Source organism: Agromyces humatus, from assembly GCF_021228295.1.
GTDB lineage: Bacteria > Actinomycetota > Actinomycetes > Actinomycetales > Microbacteriaceae > Agromyces > Agromyces humatus.
The window spans coordinates 506,857-531,310 of record NZ_JAJQPD010000001.1 but is presented as its reverse complement, the minus strand read 5'-3'; the positions used below and the strand labels follow the sequence as shown (position 1 = coordinate 531,310).

General features: G+C 67.9%; 16 protein-coding genes. 14 read left to right on the top strand and 2 right to left on the bottom strand.

Going from position 1 to position 24,454, the window contains the following annotated elements; translation table 11 throughout:
- Positions 1 to 277 precede the first annotated feature (277 nt).
- Together LSF15_RS18965 and LSF15_RS02380 are read left to right on the top strand one after the other, a co-directional pair.
- On the top strand, positions 278 to 3,271 hold the full coding sequence (locus LSF15_RS18965; RefSeq protein ID WP_232496914.1) for a LamG-like jellyroll fold domain-containing protein: 2,994 nt from the start codon (positions 278 to 280) through the stop codon (positions 3,269 to 3,271).
- Positions 3,190 to 10,236 (top strand): polymorphic toxin-type HINT domain-containing protein, encoded by a 7,047-nt coding sequence (locus LSF15_RS02380; RefSeq protein ID WP_232496913.1) that lies wholly within the window; start codon positions 3,190 to 3,192, stop codon positions 10,234 to 10,236. Before LSF15_RS18965 ends, LSF15_RS02380 begins: the two co-directional genes overlap by 82 nt.
- A gap of 91 nt (positions 10,237 to 10,327) precedes the next feature.
- Here the strand turns inward: LSF15_RS02380 and LSF15_RS02375 are convergent, their stop codons facing one another.
- A complete protein-coding gene (locus LSF15_RS02375) occupies positions 10,328 to 10,648 on the bottom strand; it encodes a hypothetical protein (protein ID WP_232496912.1) in 321 nt (106 codons plus the stop codon).
- 150 nt (positions 10,649 to 10,798) lie between these two features.
- Here LSF15_RS02375 and LSF15_RS02370 point away from each other — a divergent pair, with 150 nt between their 5' ends.
- The 3 genes from LSF15_RS02370 (at position 10,799) to LSF15_RS02360 (ending at position 12,929) form a co-directional block, all read left to right on the top strand.
- Positions 10,799 to 11,110, top strand: coding sequence for a hypothetical protein (locus tag LSF15_RS02370; protein ID WP_232496911.1), 312 nt, complete (start codon positions 10,799 to 10,801; stop codon positions 11,108 to 11,110).
- A 130-nt stretch (positions 11,111 to 11,240) separates the two neighbouring features.
- Entirely contained in the window at positions 11,241 to 12,311 is a 1,071-nt protein-coding gene (locus LSF15_RS02365; protein ID WP_232496910.1) for a polymorphic toxin-type HINT domain-containing protein, read from the top strand.
- Positions 12,312 to 12,929 carry a hypothetical protein gene (locus LSF15_RS02360; RefSeq protein ID WP_232496909.1) on the top strand — a complete coding sequence of 206 codons (618 nt, stop codon included), beginning with the start codon at positions 12,312 to 12,314 and terminating at the stop codon, positions 12,927 to 12,929.
- A gap of 580 nt (positions 12,930 to 13,509) precedes the next feature.
- Here LSF15_RS02360 and LSF15_RS02355 read toward each other — a convergent pair.
- Positions 13,510 to 14,304, bottom strand: coding sequence for an SGNH/GDSL hydrolase family protein (locus LSF15_RS02355; protein WP_232496908.1), 795 nt, complete (start codon positions 14,302 to 14,304; stop codon positions 13,510 to 13,512).
- An 80-nt stretch (positions 14,305 to 14,384) separates the two neighbouring features.
- Here LSF15_RS02355 and LSF15_RS02350 point away from each other — a divergent pair, with 80 nt between their 5' ends.
- The 9 genes from LSF15_RS02350 (at position 14,385) to LSF15_RS02310 (ending at position 24,336) form a co-directional block, all read left to right on the top strand.
- Positions 14,385 to 15,371, top strand: a complete 987-nt coding sequence (locus tag LSF15_RS02350) for a Gfo/Idh/MocA family protein (protein ID WP_232496907.1) — start codon at positions 14,385 to 14,387, stop codon at positions 15,369 to 15,371.
- A gap of 165 nt (positions 15,372 to 15,536) precedes the next feature.
- Complete coding sequence (locus LSF15_RS02345) at positions 15,537 to 16,511, top strand: hypothetical protein (protein ID WP_232496906.1); 975 nt, start codon at positions 15,537 to 15,539, stop codon at positions 16,509 to 16,511.
- A 2-nt stretch (positions 16,512 to 16,513) separates the two neighbouring features.
- On the top strand, positions 16,514 to 18,040 hold the full coding sequence (locus LSF15_RS02340; protein WP_232496905.1) for an RND family efflux transporter: 1,527 nt from the start codon (positions 16,514 to 16,516) through the stop codon (positions 18,038 to 18,040).
- Positions 18,037 to 18,717, top strand: coding sequence for an ABC transporter ATP-binding protein (locus LSF15_RS02335; RefSeq protein ID WP_232496904.1), 681 nt, complete (start codon positions 18,037 to 18,039; stop codon positions 18,715 to 18,717). The genes LSF15_RS02340 and LSF15_RS02335 overlap by 4 nt, the downstream gene beginning before the upstream one ends.
- Positions 18,714 to 20,018 carry an ABC transporter permease gene (locus LSF15_RS02330; protein ID WP_372459880.1) on the top strand — a complete coding sequence of 435 codons (1,305 nt, stop codon included), beginning with the start codon at positions 18,714 to 18,716 and terminating at the stop codon, positions 20,016 to 20,018. Before LSF15_RS02335 ends, LSF15_RS02330 begins: the two co-directional genes overlap by 4 nt.
- A gap of 49 nt (positions 20,019 to 20,067) precedes the next feature.
- Positions 20,068 to 21,585 (top strand): D-alanyl-D-alanine carboxypeptidase/D-alanyl-D-alanine-endopeptidase, encoded by a 1,518-nt coding sequence (locus tag LSF15_RS02325; RefSeq protein ID WP_232496903.1) that lies wholly within the window; start codon positions 20,068 to 20,070, stop codon positions 21,583 to 21,585.
- Between the two features lie 35 nt (positions 21,586 to 21,620).
- Complete coding sequence (locus tag LSF15_RS02320; protein ID WP_232496902.1) at positions 21,621 to 22,889, top strand: M20/M25/M40 family metallo-hydrolase; 1,269 nt, start codon at positions 21,621 to 21,623, stop codon at positions 22,887 to 22,889.
- Positions 22,886 to 23,563 (top strand): isochorismatase family protein, encoded by a 678-nt coding sequence (locus LSF15_RS02315; protein ID WP_232496901.1) that lies wholly within the window; start codon positions 22,886 to 22,888, stop codon positions 23,561 to 23,563. Before LSF15_RS02320 ends, LSF15_RS02315 begins: the two co-directional genes overlap by 4 nt.
- Positions 23,560 to 24,336 carry an alpha/beta fold hydrolase gene (locus LSF15_RS02310; RefSeq protein WP_232496900.1) on the top strand — a complete coding sequence of 259 codons (777 nt, stop codon included), beginning with the start codon at positions 23,560 to 23,562 and terminating at the stop codon, positions 24,334 to 24,336. The genes LSF15_RS02315 and LSF15_RS02310 overlap by 4 nt, the downstream gene beginning before the upstream one ends.
- The last annotated feature ends 118 nt before the right edge of the window (positions 24,337 to 24,454 follow it).

Genomic DNA, 24,454 nt, shown 5'->3' with positions numbered 1-24,454 from the left:
TTATGAGTCCTTACGAGGGTAACGGGCCGGCGAGAGCCTCGGCGCTGGAGCTGGAACTTGCTGGCCACGGGCCAAATCGGAGGACGAGTGAGCTCCCGTGGAGGCCTTTAACCCCTGTTCGAGGGTGATTTCTTACCTGTCAATTGCCTGTTAGTCTCCTCGCGGTCACGTGTCATCGACCCGAACATTTCCGCGGTATCCCTATGTGCCGAGTTCATGACGCTGCGTGGGTTGTGCGCGTCGTGGAGGCGCTGTCGTGTGCGTTCGGAGGTCAACGGTGAGTTCATGGTTCTTGGCGCGGTGGCGCGTCGTCGCTCTGGTCGCGGCCACGGCGGTTGTCGCGTTGGTCGCGGCGGTCCTGGTGGTTCCTGCCCTCGTGTCGCAGAACTCTGCTGCGGAGCAGTTCGATTGCACCGATCGTGAGGATGTGTCGTTCGATCAGGCAGGTCCGAAGGCGCGCGCCTGCGGGGTCGAGGTCGAGGTCACGGGCGCGCGTACACCGTGGGAGACGTCGTGGGCGTTGCCGAACGGGAACACGCGGCTTGTCGTTTCGGCGATGCCCTCGCGGACCAATGTCACCGGTGAGTGGACCGAGATTGATACGTCGATCACGGGTACTCCGGGTGAGGGTGTGCTCGAGGTTGCTGCGCCGGTTGATCCGATCGAGTTGAACGCCGGTGGTACGGCGGGTGAGGGCCGGCCTCTCGGTTCGATCATCGATGGTGACAAGCGACTTGACGTGTGGTTCCCGACGGAGTTGCCGGTGCCGAGTGTCGAAGGTTCCCACGCGTACTATCAGCTTGCCGAAGGCGTCCGGTTGGTGGTTTCGGTTTCCGCGGGCGGGACGGGATTCCTGCCGGTGGTGGAGCTTGCGGATCCGGCCGCGGCGGCGCGTTTCCGCGGACTGCTGGATGGCGCTCGGCCTGCTGAGTTCCCTGGGGCCCCGGGCGATCTGGTGTTCACCACGGCGCTGTCTGATGGGCTTCGATTGGTTGCTGAGCAGGAAGGCCTCGTCAACGTCGTCGACGCCGACGACAAGGTGCACTTTGTCGCCGCCCCACCGGTGATGTGGGACTCGGCGGGCGGGAATGAAGAGCTCCCGGCTTCCGTGACCGAGGTGACGATCGGCGACCGCGTCGACGCGCCACGTGAAGGTGACGCGCTGGTCCCGATGCGCACGGTCGTGGATGGGACGCAGATCGTGATCACTCCTGACCAGGAGATGTTGTCAGGCCCGGACACGGTCTGGCCGGTCTACATCGATCCGGGATTCGACGAGCACGGGCCAGCCGAGTGGGTCGCCGTGAGAACGGGCGGCTACACGGGCACGTTGTACAAGTGGACGACGTCCGGTGGCGAGGGCACCGGGTACTGCACTGATGTGGCCACGTGCAACACGGTGTTCCGGCAGCGGCTGTCGTGGGAGTTCAACGGCATGGACGTGGTTCGCAATCTTGACCGGGTCAATGTGATCAAGGCGGAGTTCCGGGTGAACGGCATTCACGCGGCGTCGTGCACGGCGACGCGGACGAACCTGGTGTTGACGAATTCGGTGACGACGAGCACGACGTGGGCGACGATCGGTGATTGGTCGGCCTACGTCAGCCAGCGGACCGAGACGCACCGGAGCGATTGTGGTGCGCGCGGTTATCGCAACTGGGACGCCACGGAAGGGCTTCGACGGTTCGCGGAGAATGATTGGCCGACGGTCACGATGGGGCTGAAACCGCATGATGACAGCACGATGACGTCATGGAAGCGGTTCGGTCACGACGCCGAGTTGAGCGTGGAGTACAACCAGCCGCCGAACAAACCGAAGAGCATGAGATTCCTCGATCAGGAGAATTACACCTGCACGACGGGGACGGGGCGTCCGCTCATCAACTCACTCGAGCCGCATCTGTCGGCGATCGTGAGTGATCCCGACGGCGGGAACGTGCGGCCGTATTTCCAGATTTACACGAAATCGGGCACGACCGAGACGGAGGTGTGGAAGAGCGGCACCCTCGACGGGGTAAAGTCCGGGACGTACGCCGACGTGATTGTGCCGGACAAGGAGCTCGTTGCGAACACGACGTACTTCTGGCGGGTCACGTCGACGGACGACATCTTCTGGTCTGGCTGGGGGGACTCGTGCGAGTTCCGCATCGATGCCACGCCGCCGGTTGCGCCAAAGGTGATTCCGGTAAAGACGGGGGTCGCCGCGGTGTACGAGACGGACTTCGAACGGGGCGGGATCGGGCTTGGTGGGAAGTTCACGTTCGATCGTTTGGCTTCGGCCGACGTGGTCTACTTCGAGTACGGGTTCGATGACCCATTGAACAGTTTGGACTCTCCCGCGGCGAACTCTCTCGGTCAGGCAACGGTTGTCTATCCTCCGCCGACCGACGCGAACAAGCATGTATTGACGGTGCAATCGGTCGATGCGGCCGGGAACAGGTCGCCGAAGACGACGTACACGTTCGATGTGGCGGCGCCATTGGAGGATGTGATCTGGAAGCTCGACGAGAACACCGGTCAGCTCGCGCAAAACACTGGTCCGAAGGCGGTCGGCCCGCTCAAGATCACCGGCGCGGACCCGGTGGCTGGGCCGCACCAGTTGTTCAAGTCGCGCGACAACGACTGGGCGCTGCACTTCAATGGCACCAGCGATGTTGCGGCCGGCGACACCGTCTTGAAGACGAACGAGTCGTTCACGGTGACCGCGCACGTCAGCCTGGACGATGGGAAACGCGGGGCCGGCGACTATGTCGCGTTGTCGCAGGACGGCATCACGCAGTCCGGGTTCCGCCTCGGCTACCGCGAGGACTGCGGCGGCGGCAGGGAGTGCTGGTCGTTCGGCATGCCGGACTCGAGCACGGGCACGACGATGACGTCGGCGAACGTGTTCTTCGACCAGATTCCCCAGGTCATGGATCAGTGGGTACACCTCGTCGGCGAACACAACGTGTCGACGGACAAGATTCGGCTCTGGGCGTGCCCGGTCGGCGAACCAGATCAACCGACGGTCGGTGCGCCGGTGGCCAGCGACCCGGTGGCGCGTCCTGGGACGGCGTGGCAGGCACCTGGCGGGTTCATGCTTGGCCGGGCGCAGTCGGCCGGGGCTGGTGCGAACTGGTGGCCGGGTGAGATCGACAACGTGCGCATCTTCTCGGACCAGATCGTCGACGTTGCGAAGCTTCGCCGCCTGTGTCAGGGCGCGGAGGCCGAGAGTTTTGGAACTGGACCTGCAGGTTTCAACGCAGTCGACCCCACGATCAAGGAAGGCTGATGCGGCGCATGAATGATGCAGGGTTGCGTCGGAGCGGTTGGTTGCGTCGAAGCGAACGGGGGCCGATCCGTGAGCGCGGGATGGTCACGATTGCGGCGGCGCTGGCGTTGATCCTTGCAGCGAACCTCGGGATGCTCGGATCCGCGCAGGCGGACACCCCAGACGTTATCGAGGAGACGCGTGAGGAGAATCTCGATGTCGCGGCCGAGGCGTTGCCGGTCGAGACTCCGGAAGCTTCTGCGGAGCTCACGAACTCCGCGCCCGAGGAAGAGTCGCTCAAACGGATCACACTGCCGGACGATCTGCCGACCGGAGCCACGATCGAGGTCGATGTCGCCGACACCGAGGAGGCGGGCGCTCCCGCGCCGATTGATCTTGGTGGCATGGATGTCACAGTCGCCGCTGTCGCCGACGATGTATCACCTGAGCGGGTCGGGCTGACGGTCCTGGACCAGGCGGCGACCGAGGAACTGGGGCTTACGGGCGTGCTGATCGAGGTGGCCGATGCCTCGCCGACCCCCGCGACTGGTGATCAGTCGGTGGCGTTGACGGTCTCATACGCTGACTTCGCTGGCGCCGCCGGCGGTGACTGGGCGACCCGGCTGCAGACCACGTGGGTCCCCGACTGTGGTGAAGAGTCCGAACCCGGTACCGAATGCGCGCCGAGTCCGTTGGCCAGCACGGTCAACGAAGAGCAGCAGACGATCACCGTGGACGTGCCGGTCGCTGCGGGTGAGACCGGTGCAGCCCCCGCGATGCTAGGCGCGACGGTGTCGTCCGGTGGCGCTCCCAGTGGCGGAGTGGCGATCGGGGCCGGAGTTGCCGGGAAGCTCGGTAACTGGTCGGCCACCTCGATGGCGTTGTCTTCGACATGGGGGACAAGCGGGGCGACCGGCGCGTTCACCTGGGCGTACCCGATGCGGGCTCCCCAGGTTCCTGCTGGCCCCGCACCTGAATTGTCGTTGTCGTATAACTCTGCCGTGTCGGATGGGCGGATTCCCTCGACCAACAACCAGTCCGGACTCATCGGCGAGGGGTTCGACATCGGCGCGAGCTACATCGAACGCAGCTACGAGTCCTGCGCCGACGACGAGAGCGCTGGGGCGAACAACAAGAAGCCCTCGTCACCCGACCTTTGTTGGGGCAAGGAGAACGCGACGCTCTCCTTGAACGGTGCCGGTTCCGAACTCATCAAGGACAAGGGCGACGAGACATGGCACCCCCGAAAGGATGACGGCACTCGCGTCGAACACCTCACCAGCGGCGGTGCCGAAGGTGAGTACTGGAAGGTCACCACGACCGACGGTACTCAGTACCTCTTCGGCAGTGACGCGGCCGCGAAGTCGGCCTGGACGGTCCCGGTCTATGGCAACCATGACGGAGAGCCCGGCTACGAGACAGAGTTTGTGGATTCGGATCGGCCGCAGGTGTGGCGGTGGAACCTCGATCGCGTCATCGACCCGTCCGGAAACACGGCGTCGTACTTCTACACGACCGAGTCGAATCGGTACACGCCGTACTACGAGACGGCGGCCCCGGCCACCTATACCGCCGGCGGCTACCTGAAGCGGGTCGAGTACGGCATGCACCCTGATGATGGTGTCCTCGACGCGCCCGCCAAGGTCGAGTTCAACCACGCACCCCGGTGCATTCATGACTTGGCGGCACCGAATTCATGGTGCGCAGAGGATGAGACGTCGACCAAGGCGAACGCATGGCCGGACACCCCGATCGACCTGGTCTGCACGGCAGGCGCGACGTGCAAGTCGAACGCGCCGACCTTCTTCAACCGCACACGCCTCGCATCGGTGACCACCTCGGTCAACGACGGGAGCGCGTACCAGCCCGTTGACACGTGGACGCTGTCGCAGCGCTTCGTCCCGCCCGGCACCGGTACCGGGTTGACGACCGCCGGCGGCATCATGCTCCGACTCGACGCGGTGACCCACAGCGGCAACGGCGGCACACGAGAAAAAGTGACCCTGCCCGCTGTCCGTTTCGACTACTACCCGGCGAAGAACCGTGTCGAAGCCCCCGACACCGGAGCGACCGCGCTCTGGCGGCAACGGGTGAACGCGATCGGCACTGAGTCCGGTGGCGTGATCAGCGTGAACTACACCACCAGCTGCACCAAAGGCCCGACCGATTCGCCCGACAACCATTCCCTCTGCTTCCCGGTGAAGTGGCAGGATCCCAACGAACCCGCACCCCGCACGGACTGGTTCTACAAGTACGTCGTCAGCTCCGTTATCGAGGGCATCAGCGGTGCGGACAAGCCCAGCGACCTGCTCGTCACCGGCTCCGGCACGGTCACCACGACGTACGACTACACAGTGGTGGACGCGGAGGGGGAAGCGAAGGCGGATTGGAAGTGGGTCAAGCCGGACACCCCCCTGATTGACGCCGCTGACAAGATGTACTCGGAGTTCCGGGGTGCATCGCAGGTCACCACGACCAAGGGCATCGAGTCGGCGAAGTCCAGCACCGTCACGACCTACTACCGTGGCAGCGGCGCTGAACTAGCGAACCCGATCGACCCGTCGACGCCGGTCACGGACTGGAACCGGCTCGCCGGTGAAGTCTTCACCACCACGACCTACAACGGCGCCCCGGGGCCAGACACGCCGAAGTTGTCGGAGACCGTCAACACCTTCGGCACCCCAGACGTGGTCGCTGAGAGTACTCTCGCCGAGTCGTACACCTCGACGCGGATTCCGTCACAGACGGTCGACATCGTCACCTACACGGGGACCGGGGCGAAGCAGCACCACACCCGGACGAGCACGAGCTACAACGAGTACAGCCAGCCAACCAAGGTTGACGACCAGGGCGACACTGCGACCGCTGATGATGACCTGTGCACGACGACCACCTACGCGCACGCGGCCAACCCGGCCCTCGAAGAAAAACATCTCGTCGCTCTGCCGAACGAGGCGAAGACCGTTTCGACGAAGTGCGCGAGTACGCCCGTACTGCCAGCTGACATGGTTGCCGCGTCGAAACTGACGTACGACGCGCTCGGTCGACCGACGAAGACGGACACGATCGACCCGACCGACGGCACCGGCTATGTCGACGTCTCGACGACGGAGTATGACTCGCGCGGCCGAGTCGTGAAGAGCACCGACGCGGCCGGCCAAGTGACCAGCACGAAATACGTCGAATCTGACGGCGGCGTCAACATCAAAACCGAGACGAAGAACCCGCTCACCCACACCATGACGACCGAGTTCGACCCGTTCCTTGGGGTGCCGCTCAAGTCGACTGATGCCAACACCAGGGTCACGAGTGCGAAATACGATGCGCTCGGCCGGCTCACGACAGTCATCTACCCGCAGCACACTGAGGACAAGCCGTCCGTCACCTATGCGTACACCGTCGAACCGAACGGACTGAACGCGGTCGTCACCAAGACCTTGTCCGCTGACGGGCTCCGGTACCACGCGAGCTCGGTCCTCTATGACGGGCTTCTCCGCCCGTTCCAGACTCAAGAGCCCGGCCGCGCCACCGGTCTCGGTTCCGCGGGGCAGGGCCGACTCGTGACGCAGACGAAATACGACTCCGCCGGCCGGGTGATCAAGCAGACCGAACCATGGTCGGTCACGGGTGACCCGTCCGCGAAACCAGAGGTCGCACCATCGGACACGTCAGGTCACACGACCTACGAGTACGACGCCGCCGGCCGTCAGACCGCGAAGGTCTTCTGGATCCACACCGACGCCAACGGCACACACGAGCAGTGGCGCACCACGACCGTCTACGACGGGGCCACGACGCTGCACATCCCGCCGCTAGGTACGACCCCGACCGCGACGACGGTCGATGCCCGTGGACGCACAACGTCGCTCACCCAGTACCACCGCGACCCAGAAACCGACACGCAGAAGCCGATCGATGAACTGACGCACACGACGACGAAGTACGAGTACTACCCGTCCGGGCAACTCAAGCAGATGACCGACCCGCGCACCAACAAGTGGTCGTATGGGTACGACTATGCGGGAAGGCAGACGAGCGCGTCCGACCCCGACGCCGGTGAGACGACCACGAGCTATGACCAGCTCGGTCGAGTCCTCACCCGCGAGAACGCGAACGGGCAGATCCTCGCATATACGTACGATGCGCTCGGCCGCACGACGAGTCTGCGTGACGGCTCAGCAACCGGGCCCATCCGTGCGACTTGGGAGTACGACACCAAGCTGAACGGCATGCTGACCTCGTCCACCCGATACAAGGACGGGCAGCCCTACATCACCCGTACCGACGTGTGGGATGCCGCATACCGGCCGACCCAGATGTCGATCGTGCTGCCGAACACCGGCGCATTCACGAAACTCCAGAACCGCACCCTCACCACGAAAGTCGAGTACACCTCCGACGGGCAGACCTCGGCAATCACCTACCCGGCCGTGACAGGCGCCGATGGCAGCACTGCGCTCGGGCAGGAGAAGGTCACGACGATCTACGACGCGCCGTCGTCGATGCCGTCATGGATGAGTGGTGGCTTCGGATGGGGCACCTATGTGGCCGCCTCGAAGTTCGCCTCCGACGGCCGGCCCCTCCTCGCCGACCTGGGGAACACGTACGGCGCGGTCGTGGCGTACCTCTATCAAGACGGCACGAAGCGCCTGTCCGGGATCAGCCTCGACCGGCAACTCATCAACGGCACCGAGCTGAACCTGAACTACGCGTACGACCCGGCCGGGAACGTCACCAGCATCAAGGACGCGCCGACGAGCGCGAACCTGAAGCCCGCCCAGTTCCAGGACAACCAGTGCTTCAACTACGACGGGCTAATCCGCGTGGAAAACGCCTGGACCCCTGCGAGCGGTGACTGCAAACAAACGCCGTCGGCAGGTGCGATGGGAGGCGCAGCACCGTACTGGACGAAGTACGCGCACGACGTTCTCGGCAACCGCACCACGCAGATCAACACTGCTGCGACCGGCACCGCAACGACGACCAGCTACACGCATGGTGAAGGCGCTGCCGGGCCGCACGCGGTCACCACTGCTACCACCGGTAGCGCGACCCCCACAACATACGGGTACGACGAGGCAGGCAACCGCACGAGCCGCAAGCTCAACAACGTGACCACGGGATACCTGTGGGACGCCGAGGGGGAGCTCACCACGGTCGGCGACACGTCGAACGTGTACGACGCATCCGGGAACCGGATCGTGCGAACCGACGCGAACGGGACGACCGTCTACGCAGGCGGCCAGGAGATCCAAATCGCGGCCACCACCAACAAGGTCACGGCGACCCGGTACTACTCCTTCGCCGGACAAACGGTCGCAGTCCGCACCGACCGCGGACTCGGCAACGGAGTCACCTCCCTCGTCAACGACCACCACGGCACCCCCGTGGCGGCAATCCCGAACGGCGGCCATCCCGCCAAAACCGCAGTCACCCGGCTGTACACCGACCCGTTCGGCGCGACCCGCGGTGCATCCAACGCGGCCACCGTGCCCGGTGACACGCAGTTCCTCGGCAAGACCCGCGACCAAAGCACCGGGCTCACCCTCCTCGGCGCGCGATACTACGACGAAGCGACCGGGCGATTCATCAGCGTCGACCCGGTCCTCGACCTCACCGACCCGCAACAGTGGAACGCGTACGCCTACTCGGGCAACAACCCGCTCACGTTCTCCGACGCATCCGGGCTGCTCCCGGTAGGCCCGACCGACAACAGCACCTACAACCCCCAGACCGGGCAGGTCACGTACGGCACGAACAACAGTTCCTCCGCCGACGCAATCGTGTCAGCGCCACCCCCGAAGACGGTTGACCCACCCGCGAGCCCGGACTTCTGGTCCGACCCATGGGGGTGGGTCGACCACAACCAGGCCGAGATCATTGGTGGGGTCAGCGGCGTCGTCGTCGGCACGCTCGTGACCGGTGCATGCCTGGCCGCGACGGCAGGTGCGGGATCCGTCGGCTGCCTGATAGCCGGTGGTGCAGCTGGTGGCGCCGTGGGCGGCGCGATCACCAACCTGTGGAAGACACAAGTCACCCGAACCCAGCAATTCGACTGGGGCACACTCGCCCTCGATACCGGCATGGGGCTCGTTCTCGGCGCCGCCGGTGGCGCCGCTGGTGGGGCGGTTGCGCAGGTGGCGGCGAAGGTTGCGGCGTCGACGGCGAGTCCGGCGGTGCGTGCCGGGGCGAACGCGGTGTCGTGTGCGGTGAACAGTTTCGTGCCCGGTACCGCGGTGCTTCTGGCGGACGGGTCCACGGTTCCGATCGAGAATGTCGAGCTCGGTGATGAGGTCCTCGCGACCGACCCCGAGACCGGGCAGACGGCGTCGAAGCCGGTGACCGCGTTGATCACCGGTGCCGGGGAGAAGGACCTCACCACGATCAGCATCGCCGCGCAGGGCGGGGATGGCGCGGGCACGGTGGTCGCGACCGATGGGCACCCGTTCTGGGTGCCAGAGATCGGTCGTTGGGTCGACGCGGGCGACCTGCTCCCCGGGGACTGGCTGTCGACGTCGGCTGGCACGCTGGTGCAGGTCACCGCGGTCGCGCATGACCACCGTGAACAGGCGGTGCACAACCTCACCGTCGCCGACACCCACACGTACTACGTCGCGGCGGGTGCTGACGCGGTTCTCGTGCATAACTGTGGCGGTGCTGGCGACACGATCGACTTGTTCAGAGCCGTCGGCGTCAAGGAGTACGACGGCGTCATGTCGACCGGTCGCTTTGAGCCCGGCGGGGTGAGTATGAACGCGCGTCAGTTCGCCCTCACCATCGACGAGGCGATCAGTTACGCGAATACCGATACCTCGAAGGTCGCCATCCTCCGAGCCACCGTTGACAGGTCCGCAGTCGAAGGGGTTGCAGACTTCTCAACCAGTATCGACCCATGGATCTTCAGAAACGGCGTCTACACGGTCCAGCCAGGCATACAAAGCGACATATTCCATGCCGGGCTTAAGGGGGTTGGCCATGCCTTCTGAGCAGGTCCCCGCCGAGTCGCGTAGGGCCCGCATTCGCTTTCTCACACCTGAGGAAGGAGGTCGACAGATCGCACCAGCGTCGGGGGTCCGATCACAGATCGAGGTCGGAGAGTTCCAGACATCTTGCGTTGTCGAGAGCGATGCCGGATTGGAGCTTCTCCCGTTGGGTGAGGAAATGGATGTAAGGATCCGGGTGATGTTCCCCGAGGCGGCTGGTCCGGCGTTCGCGAAGCTTGCCGTGGTCGAACTGTTCGAGGGCAACCGTCGTGTCGCGACCGGCCAGTTTCTTGACGAGCCACGGTCGAATGAATCGTCCGGGTGAGGCAACGCGGAGCGATTCGGATCGTTCGGCATGGTCGATGGCCGTGATGGCTATCACAAATGCAAATGGCGGGCCGATAAGCGCCTTCACAGGCCGACCGGTGCAGCCTCTATCAGGGCTGTCACGTGCCGACCGTTTGGAATACATCCGGCTCCGGACACATGTGGAGCTCGGACCGTGAGGCATGCGCTTGAGGATCTCGTAGCCCGCTCGCTCCCGCTGCGAATCGGTCGGGTCGATGTGAACGACCCCGTCGTGTCGCTGAGCGGCGAAGGTTGGTTCCTGTCGATCGCGTGCCCGTGGGATCTTGTTGGCCCCGACGTTGTGTTCGATTGGGAGACAGACCCATTTGATGAAGTGCTGCAAAAGTTGGTCGGAACCTCGTTGCAGTCCGTTACCGCTGAGGGCGAGCTCCTAGTAGATCCGGTTTTCCACTTCGATTCCGGAATTTCAATCGTGGTGCGCGCTGATTCCGATCTCGACCCGTGGGTGTTCAGGATCCAGGGGATTGTTCTGGTAGGACGCATGGCAGCCCCCGGAGACTCAGCATGAGTTTTCGCATGCGGGACTCGAGCATGTTCACCGTGATTCGGACGCAACTGAGAGACGAACTACTGATGCTCCTGATGTCATCGGGGCTGTGGCTTGCGGGCGACGACCTGCTGGGCGGGGCGGTGCCGGCGTGAGACGCGTCGTCGGGGTGCTGCTCGGTCTTGTCGTGGTGGTCGGGTCGGTGTTGTCGCCGGGTACCGGTGTTGGTGCATCCGCTTCGCCATCGATCGAGCAGGGGACGCAGGTCACCCGCACGCAGCAGTTCAGTTGGGGTGCCCTGGCTGTGGATACCGGGATGGGCGCCGTGTTCGGCGCGGCCGGTGGCGCCGCTGGTGGGGCGGTTGCGCAGGTGGCGGCGAAGGTTGCGGCGTCGACGGCGAGTCCGGCGGTGCGTGCCGGGGCGAACGCGGTGTCGTGTGCGGTGAACAGTTTCGTGCCCGGTACCGCGGTGCTTCTGGCGGACGGGTCCACGGTTCCGATCGAGGATGTCGAGCTCGGTGATGAGGTCCTCGCGACCGACCCCGAGACCGGGCAGACGGCGTCGAAGCCGGTGACCGCGTTGATCACCGGTGCCGGGGAGAAGGACCTCACCACGATCAGCATCGCCGCGCAGGGCGGGGATGGCGCGGGCACGGTGGTCGCGACCGATGGGCACCCGTTCTGGGTGCCAGCGATCGGTCGTTGGGTCGACGCGGGCGACCTGCTCCCCGGGGACTGGCTGTCGACGTCGGCTGGCACGCTGGTGCAGGTCACCGCGGTCGCGCATGACCACCGTGAACAGGCGGTGCACAACCTCACCGTCGCCGACACCCACACGTACTTCGTCGCGGCCGCCGGGGACGCCGTCCTCGTCCACAACTGTGGTGGCGCCGGGCCTGTCCTGAAGGGGCAGGCTGGCGTGAATCAGGTAGCGGCAGACATTGAGGCGGCCGGGGGCAAGGTTCTTGGGCGCGAGATCACGGTTGAGGCGAACGGTGTCCGTACGCGGCCGGACTTGTTCGTCGAAGACGTTTGCGGAAATCGATGTTTCGTCGAAGTGAAATCCGGACCGTCAGCGCGGTTGACCAAGAATCAATCTCAGGCGTTTCCCTCGATTCAGTCGCAGGGTTTCAAACCTCGGGGAGGGAATGCTGCCGCTGCTGGTTTCACTCCCGGGATGACTTATGGACCGATGCCGGTCTGGACGGTGCATATTCCGTAGATGGCTGCGCACACTGGAATCACGTTGCTCATCTCCGCCGCGGCGGAGATGGGACTCCGCAAGCGAGCGGGATTGGTATTCACGCTTGGCGACGGCCCGGAGATCGGGTGGCTCGGGCTCAACACGGCGTCCCGTGCCGGGGATGCTGGCGTCCTGCTGGTGAATCCGGTTGTGGGCGTTCGGGATCAGGCAATCGAGGAGTGGGTGGCGCGGGGGCGCGGTGAGAAGCCGCACGGCTACGTTCCGCCTACGTTCGCGGAGCCCTTGCGCTATCTCGTTCCGAGCGAACTGCGTCGAGATTGGATCCTCCATGGAGGCGCGGCCGACCACACGGTCGTAGCTGATCTCATGGAGGCGATGCAGACCGTCGGGATGGAGTTCATTTCTGTGCTGAGCGATCTCGACGCTCTTGGCCGGGCGTTGGGAGGAGCTGCCGTGAAGGATCAGCAGGCGGCCTACCGATGGCCCGTTGCTCTGTTCCTCGCTGGCAGGCGAGACGCGGCCTTGCGAGCGGCCGCGGATGTCCGGGCGGGGCTGGGTGGTAGGAGTGACCTCGCTGCGGATGAACTCCGCAGGTTCTTGTCGTGGTTCGAAGGTGAGGTCAGGGCCCGGGATTGATCGACGTGGTGTGAGCCGTGGATCCGTAAATTTCTGGAGTGTGAACCAGCGTGCGGGGGTCCCACGGAACCGGCGAGCGGCCCCCGAATCCCATCCGCCGTTTATTCGGCGTTTATTCACTCCAGACCACACGAATCGGCTCGATCCACTCCGAGACATCCGGTACGCTCGGCATCAGAAGCGCGAGCACGCTCGGCGAGAAGTCCCAGATCAGATCCAGATTCTTCGAGGCATACGTCTCGATCATGACGTCAGCCGCTACGACGGCCGAGATTCGACTCCACGAGAGAAGGTCGTGGGTTCGATTCCCACAGGCGGCTCGCACCAAGCCCGGCCTCTTCGAAGGCCGGGCTTTCGTCATCCCCGGGGGTACCACCCCGATCCGGCTTTGCAGGACAACCGGCGATTGACAGGACGCGCACGCACACGGGTGTCCTGTCAATCGCCGGATGTCCTGTGCACCCAAGGGAGCCATCGCCGTTGCAGAACGGCAAGCGTCCCGTACGTAACGAACGGCCCGGGATCACCGGGCCGTTCGCATCTCACGCGAGGAAGAAGCGCGTAAGTCAGGGGACGGGCGTCATCGCACCGCCTCGATCACCGCTGCGTAGGCCTGGTAGCCGGCGGCGTTCGGGTGCAGGAATGTCTCGACGTTGCCCGGGTCCTGCCCGAGCCACGGGTCGGGGCCGAAGGCGCCGTGGCCGAGGAACGCCAGGGTGACGTCGGCGAACACCACGTTCGCACCCTGCGCCTGCGCCGCCGCGACCGTGCCGTTGAGGACCGCGTTCAGCGTCGCAGCGCCGAGGTTCACCCCATCGGCGACGCCCGGGGCCAGCGGGAGCGGGTACCCGGTGACGACGATGCGGGCGTTCGGCGACCGGCTGCTGATCGCGGCGATCGCTGCGCCCGTCTCGGGGCCGAGCTCGGTCGAGAGGTACGTGTTGGCCGCGGCGAGCGCAGCGAGGCACGGCGTGGCGGTCGGATCGGGGACGCACGCCGCGAGCAGTCCCGGAAGGTTCACCCCGTTCGCACCCATCGTCAGCGTGACGAGCGTCGTGCCGCGGTTGATCTGCGCGAGCTGTGCGTCGAGATCCTCGAAGTCGGCTCCGGTGCACGACGCGTTGCGCAGCAGGTTGACACGGGGGACGGCGTCGAGCAGCGCCGGGTACCCGAGCGGGCTCTGCAGACACGCGTTGACATAGACGCCGGTGCCCTGGCCTGCGGCATACGAGTCGCCGAGCGCGACGTATTTCGCGACCGCGACGGCGGGCGGGGGCGCGGCCACCGCTGGGACCGCAACCCCGATGGGGACTGCGAACAATGCGATGATGGCCGCAACGACGATGGCGCGACCCTTGCTGAATGCAGTCGTCATGGGCCCACGCTAGACCCGAACGTGAGTGATCCACAGCATCCCCGAACGGGGGACACCCGGCAGCCAATAGGCTGTGCGGCATGAGCGAATCTCTGCGCTGGGGCATCCTGGCGACCGGCGGCATCGCCCGCCTCTTCACCGCCGACCTGAAGCGCAACGGCTTCGACGTACGGGCCGCCGGCTCGCGATCGCAGGCGAACGCCGATGCGTTCGCCGCCGAGTTCGAGATCCCGCATGCCTACGGCAGCTACGAAGCACTCGTCGCGAACCCCGACATCGACGTGATCTACATCGCGTCGCCGCATCCGCACCATGCCGCCCACGCGACCCTCGCGCTCGAGGCGGGCAAGCACGTGCTCATCGAGAAGCCGATCGCGCTGAACCAGGCACAGGCGAGGCAGGTCGCCGACCTCGCCGCCGCACGCGGGCTGCTGGCGCTCGAGGCCATGTGGACGAGGTACCTGCCGCACATGGCGCGCATCCACGAACTCATCGACTCGGGCGCGCTCGGCGAGGTGCGCACGGTCATCGCCGACCACACGCAGAAGCTGTCCGACGACCCTGCCCACCGCATCAACGCGCTCGAGCTCGGCGGCGGCGCGCTGCTCGACCTGGGCATCTACCCGGTGTCGTTCGCATGGGACGTGTTCGGCGCGCCGAAGACGGTGCAGGCCTCGGCCACGTTCAAGGCCACCGGTGCCGATGCGCAGGTCGCCACGATCTTCGGGTACGAGGGCAACCGCATGGCCTCGGCGATCTCGGCGAGCGACACGAAGGGCCCCAACACCGCCGCCGTGCTCGGCAGCGAGGCCCGCATCGAGATCGATGCGGTCTGGTACACGGCGACGTCGTTCCGTCTCGTCTCGAACGATGGCGTCGTGCTCGAGGAGTACACGTCCGACGTGAACGGGCGCGGCATGCACTACCAGGCGGCCGCCCTCGAACGGCTCGTCGCCGAGGGCCGGCTCGACGGCGGCGACGCCCTGTCGACCGCCGAGAGCGTCGCGATCATGGGCACGCTCGATGAGATCCGCTCACAGATCGGCCTGCGCTACCCCGGCGAATGAGCAGCCACAGTCAGGGACATCCCTGATTGTTTCCGAATCATCCCCACGACTGATGCGCCCGGCCTCGGCCGATCGATAGGCTCGGCCGAGGTGCCCGCCCTTCCCGCGCGCCGCCATCCCTGCGTTCGCGCGAGTTCTCGCGCGCTCCGACCCGAAGGAGAGATCGTGACCGCTCGCCGAACCGCTTCGACCCTCGCCGCCGCCGTCGCGGCGGCGACACTACTGCTCACCGGCTGCTCCGGCGGCCCCGGCGGTGCAAGCGACGGCGGCCTCACCTATGAAGACAGCCCGCTCACGAAGTACCTCGAGCCCGTCAACGGCACGTGGGACGAAGAGCGCGCGGTCGCCGAATCGAAGGAGGTCGAAGAGATCGTCGCGGCCTGCATGGCCGACGAGGGCTTCGACTACACGCCGGTCGACCAGTCGCAGAACATGTCGTTCGAGGACGACTGGGAGGAGCGCCAGACCGAGGAGTGGGTCGCGTCCAACGGCTGGGGCATGGTGCAGACGCCGGAAGAGATGGAGGCCCAGCAGGAGGATGCCGAGGAGTTCGTCGACCCGAACCAGCCCTACCTCGAGTCACTCTCCCCGAGCGAGCAAGAGGCGTACTACGCCACGCTCTACGGCCCGGGCCCCAGTGAAGAAGAGCTGAACGAAGACGGCTCGTACGAGTACAACTGGGAAGAGGCAGGGTGTCAGGGAGCCGCCCAGCACGAGGTGCAGGGCGACACGAACTACTGGGAGGACGACGAGTTCGCCGACCTCGTCGCGGCGATGACCTCACTGTGGGAGGAGCTCCCGAAGCAGCCCGAGGTCGCCGAACTGAACGAGAAGTGGTCGGCCTGCATGGCCGACGCCGAGTACCCCGACTTCGCCGAGCGCGCCGAGGCGCAGAACTCGATCATCGAGCAGCTGAATGCGTTCTGGGAGGGTGAGAACCCCACCGAGCCGAGCGCTGACGAGCTGAAGGCGCTCAAGCAGCAAGAGATCGACATCGCGCTCGCCGACTTCCGCTGCGCGAAGGAACTCGACTACGACAACGTGGAGTTCACCGCCCAGTTCGACCTCGAAGATCAGTTCATCGTCGATCACAAGTCCGAGCTCGACGCGCTGCTCGCGGCCTACGACAAGGGCGAGTGAGCGTGGTCGACCCGACGGCGGTGGAGGCGCCGCCCAGGGCCGACCCGGCCGTGCACGGGTGGCGCAGGGTGCTGCACGGCAACCGCGTGCTCTGGGTGCTCGCCGCGGTCGCGATCGCGTCGCTCGTGGCCGGCGTCGGCCTCAGCTTCGTCATCGTCTCGCCGGGGCAGGCGGCGGCAGAAGCCTCGGCGCCCGACGCGGGGCCGATCACGGTGCCGGTCGAGCTCCGCGCGCTCTCGAACGACGTGACGATCCGCGGCGACGCGGCGTTCGCCGACTCGGTCGAGGTCAAGCTCGAGACGGGCGACCTCGGGGGTCCGGCGGTGGTGACGGGTCGGGTACCCGAGGTCGGCACGACGCTCGGCGGTGCCGCGGTCGCCCTCGAGGTCACGGGCCGCCCGGTGATCGTCCTCCCCGGAGAGCTGCCCGCCTATCGCACGCTGCGAGCCGGGCTCGAGGGGCCCGACGTACGCCAGCTCAAGCAGTCGCTCTCGGCAGTCGGCATCGACCCGGGCGACGTCGGCTCCGACGTGTTCGACGCGGCGACCGCCGACGCCGTCGCTGCGCTGTACGACAAGGTCGGCTACCCGCTGCCCGAGTCGCCCGACGGCACCGCCGATGCGATGCGCTCAGCGCGCAGCGGTGTGACGGCCGCCGAAGACGGTGTCGCCGGCGCAGAGCGCGCGCTGCAGGCTGCCGGCGCCGGGCCGTCGGCCGTCGAGCGCGTGCAGCTCGACAACGCCGTGCGTGCGGCCGAGCGCGAGCTCGCGGCGGCGAAGGCCGGGGGCGACACGGCCGCCGTCGCGGCCGCCGAAGACGCGCTGCGGCTCGCGAAGGTCGAGCGCGACGCGGCGCTCGCCAGCCCCGACACGAGTGCCGAGCAGTCGGCGCTCGACGTCGCGCGCCAGCAGCTGAGCGAGGCCTACGAACTGCTCGAGGAAGCCGAGACCGGCACCCTCGCATTCCTGCCCGTGAGCGAGGTGCTCTACCTGGAAGACCTGCCGCGTCGCGTCGACGAGGTGATGGTCGAGCGCGGCACGGTCGTGAATTCGGCGGTGATGCTCGTCTCGGGTGCGACGCTCACGATCAAGGCCTCGGCTGCCGAGAGCGATGCGACGCTGTTGAAGGCCGGCGACGTGGCCATGCTCGAACTGCCCGACGGCTCCGAGTTGTCGGCGACGATCGGTTCGGTCGAGCCGCGCAAGGCCGAGGGCGGCGAGTCCGCCGAGACGGGGCCGCGCCACGACGTCGTGCTTTCGCCCGTCTCGCCGACCGACGCCCAGGTGCAGGCCCTTCGCGGCCAGAACGTCAAGGTGAAGATCTCGATCGGCGCGACCGACGGCGAGGTGCTCGCGGTGCCGCTCGCGGCGCTCACCGCCGGGCCCGGCGGCGAGTCCCGCGTCGAGGTCGTCGACGGCGACGGCGGCGAGACGAGGCTCGTCGAGGTCGAGACCGGCCTGGCGGCCGAGGGCTTCGTCGAGATCACGGGCGAGATCGCCGAGGGAGACCGGGTCGTGGTGGGGCGATGAACTCCGCTGCACCCGTCGTCGAACTCGTCGACGTGACCCGTTCGTTCCCGGGTCCGCCCGAGGTTCGCGCGCTGAAGAGCGTGAACCTCACGATCCGGCGGGGCGACTACCTCTCGATCGTCGGCCCGAGCGGGTCGGGCAAGTCCACGCTGCTCAACGTGCTGGGCCTGCTCGACCGGCCGACGGTCGGCGAGTACCGGCTCGGCGGCGTGCTGACCGGCGCGCTCGACGAGGCGCAGCGCGCGGGCCTGCGTGCGCGCACGATCGGGTTCGTCTTCCAGGCGTTCCACCTGCTGCCGCGCCGCACCGTGCTCGACAACGTACTGCTCGCCACGCTCTACAGCGGTGTGCCGAGGCACGAGCGGATGCCTCGCGCCAAGGCCGCACTCGAGCGGGTCGGGCTCGGGCATCGCATGCAATTCATGCCGACGACGCTGTCGGGCGGCGAGCGGCAGCGCGTGGCCGTGGCGCGCGCCGTGATGGCCTCGCCCCAGCTCATCCTCGCCGACGAACCCACCGGCAATCTCGACCAGCGCACATCGGGCGAGGTCATGGACCTCTTCGAGGAGCTCAACGCCGACGGGCTGAGCCTCGTCGTCATCACGCACGACGAGAAGGTCGCCGGTCGAGCCGATCGCAGCATCCGCATCGCCGACGGGCGGGTGAGCGAGCTGTGAAGCTCCCCGCCCTCCTGCGCCGCCGGCGCAGCGGTGCCGGCGCGGCAGCCGCGACCGCGGCGACCGTCGACGCCACGCGGCGCGTCGATCGGTTCACCTCGCAGGACCTGCTCGTCGAGGTGAGCCACGGCATCGGCGGCCACACCGGCCGGCTCGTCATGACGACGCTCGGCACCGTGCTGGGCATCGCCTCGCTGGTCGTGACGATCGGCTTCGCACAGACCGCGGCCGGGCAGATCAGTGCCCAGTTCGACGCGGTCGCCGCGACGCAGGCCGTCGTCAAGCCCGGCTCGGCACGTTCCGCGAACGGCGACGAGGTCGCCACCTCGATGCTGCCGTGGGATGCGCCCGACCGTGTCGAACGGCTCAACGGCGTCGAACGGGCCGGACTGATCGGCGAGGTGCCGATCGGCGAGACCGCCGTCACCGCGGTGCCGATCAATGATCCCTCGGCGCCCGAGGTGCTCAGTCCCACGTTGCTCGCGACCTCCGAAGGACTGCTCGAGGCCGTACGCGGCCGAGCGACAGCCGGCCGGTACTTCGACGCCGGTCACGACGCGCGTGCCGACCGGGTCGCCGTCATCGGCGCCCGCGCCGCCGAGAAGCTCGGCATCAACCGCGTCGACAGCCAACCGTCGATCTTCGTCGGCGAGCGCCCCTACACGGTGATCGGCATCGTCGACGACATGGAGCGCCGACCCGACCTGCTCGATTCCGTGATCGTGCCGATCGGCACGGCCCGAGCCGACTTCGGCCTGCAGAGCGCATCCGAGCTGCAGTTGCGCATCGCTGCGGGTGCCGGCGCACTCGTCGCCGAGCAGGCGCCCATCGCGCTCGACCCCAACACCCCCGAGAACTTCGACGTGCAGGCGCCGCGCAGCGGATCGGAGCTGCAGGAGAGCGTGCAGGCCGACATCAACGTCGTGTTCCTCGTGCTGGGCCTCATCGCCCTGCTCGCCGGCGGGCTCGGCATCGCCAACGTCACCCTCCTCTCGGTCTCGGAGCGAACCGGCGAGATCGGCCTTCGACGAGCTCTCGGGGCGACCCGACGCGACATCGCGTCGCAGTTCATGGTCGAGTCGGTCGTCATCGGACTGCTCGGCGGGCTCATCGGTGCGGCGGTCGGCGTCTTCGCCGTCGTCGCCGTCGCGCTCGTGCAGCAGTGGACGCCCATCATCGACCTGCCGATGGTGCTCGGCGCGGCGCTGCTCGGTGCCGTCGTCGGGCTCGCCGCGGGTGCGTACCCGGCGCGCAAGGCGTCGCGCATCGAGCCGATCGCGGCGCTGCGCGCGGGCGTGTGACCTCCAGAGCGACGTGAATCGGCCCAGTCGCGCCGCGTACAATGCCCGGGTGGACGACGAGCAGGATGCCACGGGCGCGACCCGCGCGCCCGGCGACCCCGCGCGGCCGAGCGAAGCGGGCCGCGATGCCGGCGCTGCGACTGCGGGATCGAGCGGCCCCGGGGCATCCGTCGTCGCCTACGTACGTCGGCATCGGCTGGCCGCAACGATCACCGCCGGGGCGCTCGTGCTCGCGCTCGCCGGTACGGGTGCGGTGTTCGCCGGAGCCGCGACGAACGCCGACGCGAACACCTCCGTCGTGCCGAGCGCGACCCCGACGTCCATGCCCGAGCCGGCACGCGCGGTGCCCGCCGAGGCCGTCGCGGCGAGCCGCGTGCGCACCTGTTCGGTCGCCGAGGCCGCAGCCGATCCGCGCCTGGCGAACCTGCAGGCACAGGTCATGAAGGCGTCGACGGGCGAGGTGCTGTACGACCGCGGCGGCACAACCGCATCGCGTACCGCGAGCGTCATGAAGGTGCTCACCTCAGCCGCGGCACTCTCGGTGCTCGGCTCGAGCTACCGCGCCACGACGACCGTCGTGAAGGGCGCCGAGCCCGGCTCGGTCGTGCTCGTCGGCGGCGGCGACGTCACCCTGTCGCGCACGCCGAGCGGCGACGAGACCGCCTACCCCGGCGCCGCGCACCTCGACGAACTCGCCCGCCAGGTGCGCGAGGCGTGGGCCGCCGACCCCGCGAACCCGCCCATCACGAAGCTGATCCTCGACGCGAGCTACTTCGGCGGCGAGGAGTGGCACTCGAGCTGGGCGCTCTCCGAGCGCGAGCTCGGCTACATGTCGAACATCACCGCGCTCATGGTCGACGGCGACCGCGACGACCCCTACACGAACACGTCGTGGCGCAGCGACGACCCCATCGGCCGAGCCGGTCAGGCGTTCGCCGACGAACTCGGCGGGGTCGGCACCATCGAGCGAGGCACCGCACCCGCCGGTGCCGCGCAACTCGGTGCCGTGTCGTCGCCGACGGTCGCCGAGCTCATCGACAAGGCACTCGTCGTCTCCGACAACACGGTCGCCGAGATGCTCGCGCGGCTCGTCGCCATCGAGACGGGTGCCGGCAACACGTTCGCCTCGCTGAACGCCGGAATCCTCGAGGGGCTCGACGGGTACGGCGTCGACACGGCCGGCATCACGATCGTCGACGGCTCGGGGCTCTCGCCCGACAACGCGGTGCCGCCGTCGTACCTCACCCGCCTGTTCGCGAAGGTGAACGCCCGCGAGGCGAGCCTCGGATACATCCTCGACTCCCTGCCCGTGTCGGGCGAGCGGGGCTCGCTCGCCTACGACGACCGGTTCTGGGGAGACAACTCGGTGGCCGACGGCCGGGTCATCGCGAAGACCGGATGGATCGACACCGGGTACACGCTGAGCGGCGTCATCCGAGCCGCGGACGACACCGATCTCACCTTCGCCGTCTACGCGCTCGGCGACGTCACCGACGAGGCCAAGACCGCGATCGACACGCTCACCACCGCGTTCTACCGCTGCGGTGACAACCTCTCGAACCAGTGAGCAGCGGCCCGGCGGCAGTGCAGTCAGGCGATCGGATGTCGCAGGCCGAGGTCGCGACGCTGACGCGCCGACTCGTCGCGATCGATGCGACGAATCCCTCGCTCGTGCCGGGCGCGGCGGGCGAACGCGAAGTCGCCGAGGCCATCGTCGCGTGGCTCGGCGATCGCGGCTTCGACGCACGCCTCATCGGGGCCGACCCGGCCCGACCGAGCGTGCTCGCGCGCCGGCGCGGCACCGGCGGAGGGCGCACGCTGCTGCTCGCTGGGCATCTCGACACGGTCGGCGGTGCGGGGCTCGGCGGCGCGGGGCTCGGCGGTGCGGGGCTCGGCGGACACGACGCGGGCGATTCGAGATCGGATGCCGCGGGGCCGGGGCCGTCCGACGCGGCCGACCCGCGCGCCGGAGATCGCGTCGTCGGCCGAGGTGCGTACGACATGGCGGGCGGTCTCGCCGCAGCCATGGTCGCCGCAGCCGGGGCTCCGGCCGACCTCGCCGGCGACCTGGTGCTCGCGTTCGCCGCCGATGAGGAGTTCGGCTCGCTCGGCATGGTCGAGCTGCTCGCTGCGATCGATGCCGAGGCCGAGGCATCCGCCGACCCGCGGCCGCGTCCGGATGCCGCCGTCGTGCTCGAGCCGACCGACCTCGAGGTGACCCTCGCCCACCGCGGGTTCGCGTGGTATCGCATCGAGTACGAGGGTGTCGCCGCACACGGATCGCAGCCCGAGCTCGGGGTCGACGCCATCGACCGGGCGCTCGACGGGCTCGTCGCGCTGCGCAACCTCGGCGCGCGCCTCGACGCCGCGTCGCGGCATCCGCTGCTCGGCACCGGCAGCGTGCGCGTCGCGACCATCGAGGGCGGCACCGATGCTGCGACCGTCGCCGACGGGTGCGTGCTGGTGGTCGAGCGCCGCACGCTGCCGGGGGAGCCGGATCCCGGTGCCGAGTTGGAGCTCGTGCTCGCGCCGTCTCGGCCGGCACGCGTCGTTCCGCTCGTCGCCCGCCCGGCGATGGAGGCCGATGCCGGGTCGCCGATCGCCCGGGCGGTGCTCGCGGCCGTCGAACGGGCCACCGGTGCGCCGCCCGTGCGTCGCGGCGATCCGTGGTGGACCGACGCCGGACTCATCGCCGAGGCGGGGATCGACGTCGTGCTCGTGGGGCCGATCGGCGGCGGGGCCCACGCCGACGAGGAATGGGTGTCGGTCGAGTCGCTCGGAACGCTCGTCGACGCGCTGCGTGGGGTCATCCGCACCATCTGCCTCGAGAATGACGAGAATGGACTACAGGACGGAAGGAGCCGACCATGACCCGGGCCCTGTTCATCATCGACGTGCAGAACGACTTCACCGAGGGCGGTGCGCTCGGCGTCGACGGGGGAGCGGCGATCGCCGCCGGCGTCAGCGAACTGCTCGCGACGCGCCGCGGCGAGTACGAGCTCGTGTTCGCGTCGCGCGACTGGCACGCCGGCGATCACGACAACGGCGGGCACTTCGCGCTCGACTCCGAGCCCGACTTCGTCGACACCTGGCCGCCGCACTGCGTCGCCGGGACGCCCGGTGCCGAGTACCACCCGGCGCTGTCGATCGACGAGGTCGACGTGCACATCCGCAAGGGTCAGGGCGTGCCCGCGTACTCGATCTTCGAGGGCACCGACGACGCGGGCGAGACGGTGAGCGCGGTGCTCACGCGCCACGGCATCACCGACATCGACGTCGTCGGCATCGCGACCGACTACTGCGTGCGGGCGAGCGTGCTCGACGCCCTCGAGCACGGCCAGCACGTACGCGTGTTCACCGACCTCGTCGCGGGTGTCGCGCCCACCTCGTCAGAGGCGGCGCTCGCCGAGCTCGGGCACGCGGGCGCCGCGATCACCGAGTCGAGCGTGCTGGGCGGTGCGGCGGCAGGTGCCGGCGCCGACGCGACCGGCGCGGCCGGTGCGGCCGGTGACGCCGAGACCGGTGACGCCGAGGCCGGCGCGTGAGGGCCGCGGGCGCCACTCCGGTTCCCACGCTCTACGCCGAGAGCGCCGATGGCGTGCTCATCGGCTACCGGCTGCGCGGCGAGCCATCAGCGGATGCCTCGCTGCCGCCAGTGCTGCTCGTGCACGGGTTCGCGTCCAATGCGAGCGTCACGTGGGAGGGCACCGGCTGGGTGCAGGCACTCGCCGATGCGGGTCGCGCGGTGATCACGGTCGACCTGCGCGGGCACGGCGACAGCGACAAGCCCGTCGACGGCGACTCCTATGCGCCCGAGCTGCTGGGCGCCGACCTGCAGGCCGTGCTCGACTCCGCCGGGGTCGCGCAGGTCGATGTCATCGGCTACTCCATGGGCAACCGGGTCGTCTCGGCACTCGCGACGCTCGCCCCCGAACGCATCCGGCGGGTCGTCATCGGCGGAGCCGGGCCGAACGAGCTGTTCGCCAGCTGGGACCTCGACGACGTGCACGCCGTGTTGGAGCGCGACGAGTGGGAGGGACATCCGCTCATCGAACAGGTGCTGCGTCCCGCTCTCGACGCAGGCGCCGACCGCGAGGTGCTGCTCGCGGTCATCGAGGGGGTCGCGGGGTCGCCGCTGGCGATCCCAGGCGACATCCCGACCCTCTTCGTCGCCGGCGAGAACGACCCGGTGCCGGCGGGCGTTCAGCAGCTGGCGCTCGACTGGGAGGCCGACCTCGTGACGATCCCCGGACGCGACCACGTCTCGACGCTGACCGCCCGCGCCTTCAAGACCGCGGCGATCGAGTTCCTGGCCTGACGCGCGCGCCGCGCAAGCGCAGGGCGATGGGTGCGTGGGGTTTGTGTTGCTCGTTCAGGGGATTCTTGCGACACGCCGAAGTCCCGAGGCGCTCGTGCGGCGCGTCGCAGAGAATCCC